The 12001-nt window shown below is 71.3% G+C and carries 8 protein-coding genes; 4 read left to right on the top strand and 4 right to left on the bottom strand.

What is annotated here, in order from left to right; all coding sequences use genetic code 11:
- The first annotated feature begins 45 nt into the window (after positions 1-45).
- The 4 genes from PV396_RS04405 to eccCb all read left to right on the top strand — a co-directional run bounded on the left by PV396_RS04405 (position 46) and on the right by eccCb (position 6662).
- Complete coding sequence (locus tag PV396_RS04405; RefSeq protein WP_319200461.1) at positions 46-1242, top strand: Dyp-type peroxidase; 1197 nt, start codon at positions 46-48, stop codon at positions 1240-1242.
- Between the two features lie 137 nt (positions 1243-1379).
- Complete coding sequence (locus tag PV396_RS04400; RefSeq protein WP_319200459.1) at positions 1380-1820, top strand: SRPBCC family protein; 441 nt, start codon at positions 1380-1382, stop codon at positions 1818-1820.
- Positions 1821-1882: 62 nt separating this feature from the next.
- Entirely contained in the window at positions 1883-2365 is a 483-nt protein-coding gene (locus tag PV396_RS04395) for a hypothetical protein (protein WP_319200457.1), read from the top strand.
- Positions 2328-6662: a type VII secretion protein EccCb gene (gene eccCb / locus PV396_RS04390; protein WP_319200455.1), complete on the top strand. Its 4335-nt coding sequence runs from the start codon at positions 2328-2330 to the stop codon at positions 6660-6662. Before PV396_RS04395 ends, eccCb begins: the two co-directional genes overlap by 38 nt.
- An 8-nt stretch (positions 6663-6670) precedes the next feature.
- Here the strand turns inward: eccCb and PV396_RS04385 are convergent, their stop codons facing one another.
- From PV396_RS04385 to PV396_RS04370, 4 genes are all read right to left on the bottom strand, one after another.
- A complete protein-coding gene (locus PV396_RS04385) occupies positions 6671-7837 on the bottom strand; it encodes an XdhC/CoxI family protein (protein ID WP_319200453.1) in 1167 nt (388 codons plus the stop codon).
- Between the two features lie 171 nt (positions 7838-8008).
- Positions 8009-10408 (bottom strand): xanthine dehydrogenase family protein molybdopterin-binding subunit, encoded by a 2400-nt coding sequence (locus tag PV396_RS04380; RefSeq protein WP_319200451.1) that lies wholly within the window; start codon positions 10406-10408, stop codon positions 8009-8011.
- Between the two features lies 1 nt (position 10409).
- Positions 10410-10997, bottom strand: coding sequence for a (2Fe-2S)-binding protein (locus tag PV396_RS04375; RefSeq protein WP_319200449.1), 588 nt, complete (start codon positions 10995-10997; stop codon positions 10410-10412).
- Positions 10997-11887, bottom strand: coding sequence for a xanthine dehydrogenase family protein subunit M (locus PV396_RS04370; protein ID WP_319200447.1), 891 nt, complete (start codon positions 11885-11887; stop codon positions 10997-10999). The genes PV396_RS04375 and PV396_RS04370 overlap by 1 nt, the downstream gene beginning before the upstream one ends.
- Between the last annotated feature and the right edge of the window lie 114 nt (positions 11888-12001).

The following is a 12001-nucleotide window of genomic DNA, read 5'->3' as shown; positions in this document are numbered from 1 at the left end:
GAGAATGTTTGGCGCGATCGTAGAGGTATCGTCCATTTCACTCTTATGACAGCACATACCTCTTTCCCCACGCCCGACGGCGCGTCGGCCCCCGCGCGCCGTGACGTGCTCACCCGCGCCGCAGCGCTCGGCGCCCTCGCCGCGACCGCCTCCGGGTGCGCCGACGCCGCCCGCTCCCGTCCCCCGGCCACCGCGGGCCCGCCGGCGTTCCGCTTCCGGGGCCCGCGCCAGGCCGGCGTGACGACCCAGCAGCAGACCGCCGCGCTCGTCATGGCGTACGACCTCGCACCGGCGATACGCGGAGCGGGCGGCGTGCGCGCCCTGCGGAAGGTGTTCGGACGCTGGACGCGGGCGCTCGCGGAGGTCCTGGACGGCGAACTCGCGCCACCAAATCCCGTACAGGCCAAGGAGATCAAGGCGATCGGGGGCGCCGGGAGGTCCCGGCTCACCGCGACCGTGGCGATCGGCCCCCGGCTCCCCGGGCTGCTGTGCGTCGCCGCGCCGCGCGCGCTGCGGGAGCTGCCGCCGTTCCCCGACGACCGGCTCGACCCCGCGTACGGCGGCGGCGATCTGCTGGTGCAGCTCTGCGCCGACGGCCCTCGGGCCACCGTGGCGGCGGCCGGTGCGCTGACCCGGCTGGCGGGCGACACCCTGCGCCCGCGCTGGCGCCAGACCGGCTTCCTGCCGCCCACAGCGGCCGGGCAAACACCGCGCAACCTGCTCGGTTTCAAGGACGGCACGGAGAACCCGACGCCCGAGGAGTGCGAGCGCTGGGTGTGGGTCGACGACGCCACGTTCCTCGTCGTACGGCGCGTCCATATCGACGGCGCCGGGTTCGCGCGGCTCGCCGCGGGGCGTCAGGAGGAGATCGTCGGGCGGCACCGGGCGAGCGGCGCGCCGCTGGGTGGGCGGCACGAGCACGACGATGTGGACATCTTCGCGAAGACCCCGCAGGGCCGGTACGTGATCCCGCTCGGGGCACATGTACGGGCGGCGAGCCCCCGGCTGGACGCGGGCGCCCGGATGCTGCGCCGGGGCTACAGCTACGACGCCGGTCCGGACGACCGGGGGCTGCTGTTCCTCGCCTTCATGCGTGACCCGGCGCTGTTCGCGCGCGTCCAGCACCGGATGGCGGCGACGGACGAGCTGGGCCGCTTCACCGAGCACCGGGGTTCGGCGGTGGCGTACGTCCTCCCGGGTGCCCTACCGGGCGAGGACCTGGGCGCGCGCCTGCTGGCCTGACCGACTCCGGCTCCGCCTTTGTCTCCGGCCTCAACTTGCGTTCCGTACCCGGATTTACGCCCCAGACGTACGCGGCGTCGTCCTCGGCGAGGGTGTGGCGCAGTTCATGGACCCGCCGGGTTGCCTACGATCGTGCCGTGGTCGACTTCCTCCTCGAACGTACGGTGCCGCTCCCCCTCGACGAGGCCTGGCGCCGCCTCACGGACTGGCCCCGCCACGCGTCCGTGGTCCCGCTCACCCGCGTGAAGGTGCTCACCGGCCCGCCGACCCACGTGGGCACCGTCTTCGTCGCCCGCTCGGGAGTCGGTCCCCTCGCCTTCGACGACCGGATGGAGGTCACCGTCTGGCGGCCCCCGACGCACGACTCCCCGGGCCTGTGCCGCCTGGAGAAACGCGGCCGGGTCGTCCTGGGCTGGGCGGAGATCGAGGTGCGCCCCGGCCCGGGCGGCCGCTCGCGGGTCGTCTGGCGCGAGGAGTTGCGCGTACGCCTGCTGCCGTCACTGTTCGACCGCCCGCTGGAGGGCGCGGCGCGCCATGTGTTCGGTCGGGCCGCGAACCGCCTGCTGAGGACGGCGTGACGGACGTTACGATCGACCCGGTGTGCCGGCGGTACGGAAGCCGGTCGGGGGAAGGGGAGAGCGTGCCCGAGGAGAGCGTGCGGCTGGAGCTTCGGATCGACTCGGGTCCCGGAGCCACCGCGGAGCAGACGGATCGTCAGGTCCGCAGTCTGTACAAGGATCTGCGCACCCTCGGCCTGCTGCGGGTCGAGCGCGGGACGAGCGCCGCGCCGGAGAAGTCGATGGCCGGTGTGGGCCACGACCTCGGGGTGCTGGTGGTCAGCGGGGCGTTCTCCGCCGCCGCGCTCAAGGCTCTCAGCAACGTCGTCGTGGCGTTCGTGCAGCGTTCGAAGGCGCGGTCGGTCGAGTGGGAGATCGACGGGCACAAGGGGTCGTTCGGCGCTCTGTCGGCCAAGGACCAGCAGGCGTTGGTCGAGGCGGTGACCGCGCGGATCGAGGCGGGGACGGCCGCGGCGGGTGCTGCCGCCGTGACCGGTCCGAACACCAACAGCGAGCCGGGAGTTGGCGATGGCGGGACGCCGGATCGCACTGCTCGTCGCGACTGACGGCTACCAGGATCCGGGGCTGAGCAGACTCCGGGCGCCGGCCCGGGGTGCCGGCGAGCTGAAGCGGCTTCTGGAGAACCCCGCGATCGGCCGTTTCGACCCGGTGCTCGAACTGCTGAACAGGCCCAAGGACGAGATCGAGTCCGCGGTCGAGGAAGTGCTGAGCAATCGCGACCCCGACGATCTCGTACTGATCTACTTCGCCTGCCACGGCATCCGCAATGACGCCGACCGGCTGTTCTTCGCCACGCTCAGCACACGGTTGGCGCGTCCGCACACCACCGCGATCCCGGCCGCGCTGCTGCACCAGCTCCTGGACGAGTGCGAGGCCCGGACCAAGATCGTGCTGCTCGACTGCTGCTACAGCGGCCTCTTCCACCGGGGCAGGCCCATGTCGCCCGCTCCCGTGGACGTGAAGTCGGCGCTCGCCGGGCGCGGCACGTTCGTCATCACGGCGTCGACGGAGCTGGAGTACGCGTACGACGGCGAGCATCTGACGATCGACAACCCGCTGTCCGCACCCCGGTTCACGGCAGCCGTGATCGAGGGGCTCAGCACCGGCCTCGCCGACCTGAACCGGGACGGGGTGGTCACCCCGGAGGAGCTGTACACGTACGTTCACGACACGGTGGTCAACCAGGCGGGGCCCGAGCAGACGCCGACCAAGTCGGGTCAGTGCGAGGGGAATGTCGCCCTCGCCTACGCGCCCCGGATCGACGCGGCGGCCGGGCCCGGCGCCCGGGCGGCCCTGGCCGACGAGCTCAGGCTCGGCACACTGCTGCCGCCGCCCGTGGAGACCGTCGACCGGGGTTTCAGCTGCGACGCGTGGGAGGGCACCTCGCGGCTGGTCGTGCCCGTCGGCAGACTGGAGAACAGCACCGGGGGCGACCACCTGTGCGTCGACTTCTCCAACAGGGACGGGAACGCGGCGGTCGTCGGCAAGCTGGGCAGCGGCAAGACGACCCTGCTGCGGTCCCTGATCATGTCGCTGGCGCTGACCCACACCCCGAACGAGGCGGAGTTCTATCTGCTGGAGGGCGCGGTCAACCGGCTCGGAGTGCTGAGCTCGCTGCCGCATGTGCGCACGTTCGCGGCTCCGCACGAGCACAGCGCGGTCGAGGGCGCCCTCGCCGCGGTCAAGGCCGTGATCTCGACCCGGCGCACCCTGTTCCGCGACCTCGACATCGACTCCATCGAGGCGTTCCGGGCGCTGCGCAACACGGGCCGGATCGACGAGGGGGCGGCGAGTGACGTCTTCCTCGTCGTGGACGGCTGGCTCGACTTCACCTGGGAGCACCCGGAGTTCGCGGACACCGTCCACAAACTCGCCAACACCGGCCTGAACTACGGCGTCCATCTGCTGGTCACGGCCCGCCGTTGGAGCGACTTCACCACGGACCTGCGGGGGTTGCTGGGCACGCGGCTCGAACTCGCCCTGGACGACCCGGAGGAGTCCTTCTTCGACCCCGCGCTGGCGGCGGGGGTCTCGGTCGGGTGGGCGTTGTCCCGGCGCCGGCGTTTCCGGGTGGCGGTCCCGCGCTTCGACGACGGAACCGGGCCGGTGGCGGCGCGGGAGTCCTTGGTGGAGACGGCGGAGCGGGTGCGGGCGGGATGGGCGGCGCTGCGCACCGAGGACGACAGTGCCGGGGCGCTCGTCAGGTTTCCCTCCGGTCGCCAGGGAACCGTCTTCACCGGTCTGTTGGGCGTGGACAACCCGACGTCGTTGAATCTGCCGGCCCTGCGGGCCCGGTCGGCCCCCGAGGAGCGATTGCGGGTGCCGATCGGTGTCGGCGAGGGCGGCAAGCCGGTCTTCCTCGACCTCAAGGAGAGCGCGCACCACGGAATGGGCCCGCACGGCCTGTGTGTGGGCGCGACCGGCTCCGGCAAGTCCGAACTGCTGCGCTCGATCGTGCTGGGACTCGCTGTCCGCCATTCGGCGGAGGAAGTGGCCTTCGTGCTGGCCGACTTCAAGGGCGCGGCGACGTTCGCCCCCCTGCGGGATCTGCCGCACACCTCGGCCGTCATCACCGGCCTGGAGAACGATCCGTCGCTCGTGACGCGGATGCACGACGCGATCAGCGGTGAACTGCAGCGGCGCCAGGCGCTGTTGCGGGCCGCGGGTGGTCTGGCGAGTGTCCACGAGTACACGAAGGTCCGTGCCTCCCGGCACGATCTCGAACCCCTGCCGACGCTGCTGCTGGTGATCGACGAGTTCTCCGAACTCCTTGTCGCGTACCCGGACTTCGCCGAGCTGTTCGTGCAGATCGGCCGGGTCGGCCGGGCCCTGGGTGTGCACATGCTGCTGGCCTCGCAGCGGCTGGAGGAAGGCAGGCTGCGCGGGCTGGACAGTTTCCTGTCGTACCGCATCGGACTGCGTACGTTCTCGGCGGCCGAGTCCCGTACGGTGCTCGGCTATCCCGACGCCTACCATCTGCCACCGGACCCGGGTGCCGGGTTCCTCAAGTCCGACGAGGCGGACGTACTGGTCCGTTTCAAGGCCTCGTACGTGTCCGCCCCGCTCCCGGACGCCGTCGACGACTCGGCCTCGGTCCTGGACGTACTCGTCGGCCAGGTGCTGGCGACGGAACCGAGTACGCGTCGGATCTGGCTGCCGCCACTGGACGCGTCGCCCTCGCTGGAGTCGCTGCTGCCTCCGAAGCAGGCCGGCGCCCGGCGGGGACGGGGAGGACGGGACGTGGGCCCGCCTGTCCCGCCGTTCAAGCGCCTGGAGCATGTCCCCTTCGCGGTGGTCGACGAGCCGTTCCGGCAGCGCATGAGTGCGCTCGAGCTGGATCTTTCCGGGGCCGAGGGGCATGTTCTCGTCGTCGGCGCACCGCAGTCCGGCAAGTCGACCGCACTGGTCACGCTCATCGCGTCGCTGGCCCTCACCCACACACCGGTCGACGTGCAGTTCTACTGTCTCGACTTCGGCGGCGGGGCGCTGGCGCCACTGGCCGGACTGCCGCACGTCGGGGGCGTGTTCTCCCGGCTCGACGCGGACCGGGTCCGGCGTACGGTCGCCGATTTCGCGAGAATTCTCGCGGAGCGCGAGGAGTTCTTCCGCACCCACGACATCGAGTCCGTCAGCGCGTACCGACGGCGTCGCGCCGCCGGGGAATGGCCTGACCAGACCCTGGGCGACCTCTTCCTCGTCATCGACGGCTGGGCGACCCTCCGGGCGGACTACGAGGCGCTCGAACCCGTCGTCACGGACCTGGCCCTCCGCGGCTTGGCCTACGGTATGCATCTGCTGGTCAGCGCCTCACGGTACGGGGAGATCCGCCCCACGCTGCGCGAAGTCCTGGGCAGCAGGGTCGAGTTGCGCCTCGCCGATCCGATGGATTCCGAGATCGACCGGAAACAGGCCAGGAACGTGCCCCTGGGGAGCCCGGGACGCGGGCTGTCCCGCGACCGACTGCACTTCCTCACCGCGTTGCCCTGCCTGGAGGACGATGTCGACCCGGAACACACCCCCGGGGCGGCGGCCCGACTGGCCGCACGGGTGCGCGAGAACTGGTCGGGGCCGACCGCTCCCCCGGTGCGCACCCTGCCGGACCTCGTCCTGCTGGAGGAGCTGCCCGGCCCCGAAGAGGCTCCCGGCCCCGCCGTCGCCGTGGGTATCGACGACGCGAGCCTCCTCCCGGTGTTCCTCGACCTGTCCAACGACCCCTTCTTCCTCGTCTACGGAGAGTCCGAGTCGGGCAAGAGTTCGTTCCTGCGGATGCTGGTGCGGCAGCTGTGTGCGCGTCTCTCGCCGGACCAGGCCCAGTTCCTCGTGGTCGATTACCGACGGTCGCTGCTCGGTGAGGTGCCCGAGGAGTATCTGCTGAGCTACGGACCTTCGGGGCCCGGGGTCGCCGAGATCGTCAAGGGAGTGGTCTCCGTTCTGGCGGCCCGGATGCCCGGTCCCGATGTGACGGCCGAGCAACTGCGCGACCGCAGCTGGTACCGGGGCAAGGACGTGTATCTGCTGGTCGACGACTACGACCTGGTCGCCACCAGCACCGGCAACCCGCTCGCCCCGCTCATGGACTACCTGCCGTTCGCCCGTGACCTGGGCCTGCGGGTCGTGCTGGCGCGCAGGTCTGCCGGGGCGTCGAGGTCTCTGTACGAGCCCTTCGTGGCGCGGTTGAAGGAGCTCGGCGCACAGGGCCTCATGCTCTCCGGCGACCCCGGCGAAGGCTTCCTCCTGGGCACCGTCAAACCGAGTCACCAACCGCCGGGACGCGGCACCCTGGTGACCCGCAAGTCCACCCACGGAGTCCAACTCGGCTATCCGCAACCGAAGTTCGACTGACACCGGGGTCAGGCCACGGAGCCGATCCGTCCCGCCGGTTCCGGTGCCGAGGTGACGTCGTGGTGGATGGGCGTGTGCGCTCCGGTCAGCGAGACCCCGCTGCCGCCCCGTCTGTCGGCCACGATCTCCGAGACGATGGACAACGCCGTCTCCTCGGGCGTACGGGCGCCGAGGTCGAGCCCGATCGGCGACCTGAGCCGCGCCAGCTCCAGCTCGGTGACGCCGGCTTCGCGCAGCCGCTCGTTGCGGTCCAGGTGGGTCCGGCGGGAGCCCATCGCGCCGACGTACGCCACCGGCAGCCGCAGTGCGAGCTGGAGCAGGGGTATGTCGAACTTGGCGTCGTGGGTGAGGACGCACAGGACCGTACGGGCGTCCACAGCCGTCCGCTCCAGGTACCGGTGCGGCCACTCGACGACGATCTCGTCCGCCTCGGGGAAACGGGCGGGGGTGGCGAACACCGGGCGGGCGTCGCAGACCGTCACGTGGTAGCCGAGGAACTTGCCCATGCGGGCCAGCGCCGAAGCGAAGTCGATCGCGCCGAACACGATCATGCGGGGCGGCGGGACGGACGACTCGACCAGAACCGTGAGCGGTGCTCCGCAACGAGAGCCCTGCTCACCGATCTCCAGGGTGCCGGTGCGACCCGCGTCGAGGAAGGCACGCGCCTCGGCGGCCACCGTGCGATCCAGCTCGGGGTGGGCGCCGAAGCCACCCTCGTACGAGCCGTGCGGGCCGTCCGGTCCGACGAGCAGCGCGCGGCCCAGCAGTTCCGCCGGGCCGGCGACGATCCGGGCGACGGCCGCCGCCTCCCCGCTCGCGGCGGCGGCCAGCGCCGACGCGTACACCTCACGGCCGGGATCCGACGCCCGTACCGGTGTCACCAGGATGTCGATGACACCGCCGCACGTCAGGCCGACCGCGAAGGCGTCGTCGTCGCTGTAGCCGAAGCGTTCGAGGACCGGCTCGCCGTCCGTCAGTGCCTGTCGGCACAGCTCGTACACCGCGCCCTCCACACAGCCGCCGGAAACCGAGCCGATCGCCGTGCCGTCGGCGTCCACCGCGAGGGCGGCACCGGGCTGGCGGGGTGCGCTGCCGCCGACGGCCACCACGGTGGCCACGGCGAAGTCGCGTCCCTCCTCGACCCACCGGTTCAGTTCTTCGGCGATGTCGAGCATCTCGGTCTCCTTGGCGACGGTCGTACGGAAAGGGACGGCCCGGTGGGGGCTGGTCGCGCAGTTCCCCGCGCCCCTAAAAAGACGAAAAGCAGGGGGCGCAGCACGCTTTTCAGGGGCGCGGGGAACTGCGCGAGGAACCCCCACCGGACCTGCACCCGACAACGCGCCGAACTACACCGTACCCGTGAGGTGTTCCGGCCTCACCGGGGTCTTCGTCAGCTCCAGGCCCGTCGCGTTGCGGATCGCCGCCAGGACGGCCGGGGTGGAGGACAGGGTCGGGGCCTCGCCGACGCCTCGGAGGCCGTACGGGGCGTGGTCGTCGGCCAGTTCGAGGACGTCGACCGGGATGGTCGGGGTGTCCAGGATCGTGGGGATCAGGTAGTCCGTGAAGGACGGGTTCCTCACCTTGGCCGTCTTCGGGTCGACGACGATCTCCTCCATCACCGCGATGCCCAGGCCCTGGGTCGTGCCGCCCTGGATCTGGCCGACGACCGACAGCGGGTTGAGCGCCTTGCCGACATCCTGTGCGCAGGCCAGTTCGATGACCTTCACCAGGCCCAGCTCGGTGTCGACCTCGACGACGGCCCGGTGCGCGGCGAACGAGTACTGGACGTGTCCGAAGCCCTGGCCGGTACGCAGGTCGAAGGGTTCGGTCGGCCGGTGCCGCCACTCCGCCTCGACCTCGACCGCCTCGTCCCCCAGGACGTCCACCAGGTCGGCGAGGACCTCACCGGCGTCCGTGACGACCTTGCCGCCCTCAAGGAGCAGTTCCGCCGTCGCCCAGGCCGGGTGGTACGAGCCGAACCTGCGACGCCCGACCTCCAGGACCTTCTCGCGGACCAGCTCGCAGGAGTTCTTGACGGCGCCACCGGTGACGTACGTCTGCCGGGAGGCCGAGGTCGAACCGGCCGAGCCCACCTGGGTGTCGGCGGGGTGGATGGTCACCTGGGTGACGCCCAGCTCGGTGCGGGCGATCTGGGCGTGGACGGTTACCCCGCCCTGGCCCACCTCGGCCATCGCCGTGTGCACGGTGGCCACCGGTTCTCCGCCGACGACCTCCATACGTACCCGGGCTGTCGAGTAGTCGTCGAAGCCCTCGGAGAAGCCGACGTTCTTGATGCCGACCGCGTAGCCGACGCCCCGGACGACGCCCTCGCCGTGGGTGGTGTTGGAGAGGCCGCCCGGCAGCTGGCGTACGTCCGCCGCCTCGCCCGCCGTCAGCCACTGCTGCTCCGGCGGAAGGGGCATCGCCTTGACGCGGCGCAGGAGTTCGGCGACCGGGGCCGGGGAGTCGACGGCCTGGCCGGTGGGCAGGAGCGAGCCCTGTTCCATGGCGTTGAGGCGGCGGAACTCGACCCGGTCCATGCCCACCGCGTCGGCGAGCTTGTCCATCTGGGCCTCGTAGGCGAAGCAGGCCTGGACCGCGCCGAAGCCGCGCATCGCGCCGCAGGGCGGGTTGTTGGTGTAGAGGGCGATGCAGTCGATGTCGACGTCGTCGACCACGTAGGGGCCGACGCCGAGCGAGGCGGCATTGCCGACGACCGCCGGGGAGGCGGAGGCGTACGCGCCGCCGTCGAGGACGATCCGCGCCTTCAGGTGGGTCAGCTTGCCGTCCTTGGTGGCCCCGTGCTCGTAGGTGAGCTTCGCGGGGTGGCGGTGGACGTGGCCGAAGAAGGACTCGAAGCGGTTGTAGACGATCTTCACGGGCTTGCCGGTGCGCAGGGCGAGCAGACAGGCGTGGATCTGCATCGACAGGTCCTCGCGCCCGCCGAACGCGCCGCCGACACCGGACAGGGTCATCCGGACCTTGTCCTCGGGCAGGCCGAGCACGGGCGCGATCTGGCGCAGGTCGGAGTGCAGCCACTGGGTGGCGATGTAGAGGTCGACGCCACCGTCCTCGGCGGGGACCGCGAGGCCCGACTCCGGGCCCAGGAAGGCCTGGTCCTGCATGCCGAAGGTGTACTCGCCGGTGACGACGAAGTCCGCGCGGGCGCGGGCCGCTTCGACGTCGCCGCGGACGATCGGCTGGCGGTGGACGATGTTGGGGTGGTCGACGTGGGCGAAGTGGTGGTCCGTGCGGTTGTCGTGGACGAGGATCGCGTCCGGCGCGGTCGCCGAGGCCTCGTCGGTGATCACCGGCAGGTCGCGGTACTCGACCTTGATCTTGGCGGCGGCGCGGCGCGCGGTCTCCGGGTGGTCGGCGGCGACGATGGCGACGGGTTCACCGTGGTGGCGGACCCTGCCGTGGGCGAGGACCGGGGTGTCCTGGATCTCCAGGCCGTAGGTGCGCACGTCGGTCGGCAGGTCGTCGTACGTCATGACGGCGTACACGCCGGGCAGTGCGAGGGCCTCGGCCGTGTCGATGGAGACGATCTCGGCGTGGGCGACCGTGGAGCGCAGGATCTGGCCCCAGAGCATGTCCTCGTGCCACATGTCGGACGAGTACGCGAACTCGCCGGTGACCTTGAGGGTGCCGTCCGGGCGGAGGGTGGACTCGCCGATCCCGCCCTTGGTGTGCGCACCCTGGGTGACCTTGGTGGGGGTCCCGAGGGGGGTGTTCCTGCCGGGCATGTCAGACCGCCTCTCCCTGTCGGGCCGCCGCCAGCCGGACCGCGTCCATGATCTTCTCGTAGCCCGTGCAACGGCACAGGTTGCCCGAGAGCGCCTCGCGGATGTCCGCGTCGGTCGGGTTGGGGTTCTGCTCCAGCATCTCGTCGGCGGCGACCAGCAGACCGGGCGTGCAGAATCCGCACTGGACGGCTCCGGCGTCGATGAACGCCTGCTGGATGGGGGCCAGTTCGATGCCCTCGCCGGTCTGGGAGTCGGCGGAGCCGGTGGGCTGCCATCGCTTGGCGGCGTCAAGTGACGTACCGCAGGCGCCCGTTCCACAACTCCCGTGTTCCGTACGCTGCTTGGCGTAGTCGGCGAGTCCCTCGACCGTGACGACCTCGCGTCCTTCGACCTGTCCCGCGGCGACGAGGCACGAGCACACCGGGACTCCGTCGAGGCGGACGGTGCATGATCCGCACTCGCCCTGTTCGCAGGCGTTCTTGGAGCCCGGCAGGCCGAGCCGCTCCCGCAGCACGTACAGCAGGGACTCGCCCTCCCACACGTCGTCGGCCTCCTGCGGCCGTCCGTTGACCGTGAAATTGACGCGCATTACGCCACTCCCTCCGTGCGGGCGGCGGTGCCGCGGTACGACTCCCAGGTCCAGGTCAGCGTGCGCCGGGCCATCACGCCGACCGCGTGACGGCGGTAGCTCGCGGTGCCCCGGACGTCGTCGATGGGGTTGCAGGCGCCCGCGCACAGGTCGGCGAACTGCTTGGCGACCGACGGCGTGATGATCTTCCCGTTGTCCCAGAAGCCGCCCTCGTCGAGCGCCGCGTTCAGGAATTCCTCGGCCGCCTTGGCCCGGACGGGTGTGGGCGCCGCCGAACCGATCCCCGTGCGGACGGTCCTGGACTCCGGGTGCAGCGCGAGCCCGAAGGCGCAGACCGCGATGACCATGGCGTTGCGGGTGCCGACCTTCGAGTACTGCTGGGGGCCGTCCGCCTTGTTGATGTGGACGGCGCGGATCAGCTCGTCGGGGGCGAGCGCGTTGCGCTTCACGCCGGTGTAGAAGTCGTCGATCGGGATCAGCCGGGTGCCCCGTACGGACTCGGCCTCGACCTCCGCGCCGGCGGCGAGCAGCGCCGGGTGGGCGTCACCGGCCGGGGAGGCGGTGCCGAGGTTGCCGCCGACGCCGCCCCGGTTGCGGATCTGCGGGGAGGCGACCGTGTGCGAGGCGAGGGCCAGGCCCGGCAGCTCGCCGCGCAGGTGCTCCATGATCCGGGCGTACGGGACCGAGGCGCCGAGCCGCACGCCGCTCTCGACGGTCTCCCACTCGTAGAGGTCGCCGATACGGGTCAGGTCGAGGAGGTACTCGGGCCGGCGGTGGTCGAAGTTGATCTCGACCATCACATCGGTGCCGCCCGCGATCGGCACAGCGGTGGGGTGCTCGGCCTTCGCGGCGAGCGCCTCCTCCCAGCTGGCGGGGCGAAGGAAATCCATGACCGGCTCTTTTCCTCTTCGTCGCGTACGTCGTGCCGATGGCTTGTTCATGTGATGTTCACGGGGGATGAGATCAGTACACAGGGCTGTCCTCCACCGGGGTCAGTCACGGAA

Source organism: Streptomyces sp. ME02-8801-2C (genome assembly GCF_033793965.1).
In the GTDB taxonomy this organism is placed as follows: domain Bacteria; phylum Actinomycetota; class Actinomycetes; order Streptomycetales; family Streptomycetaceae; genus Streptomyces.
Note: the sequence above shows the minus strand (reverse complement) of the source record. Positions and strands in the feature narration are given on the sequence as shown.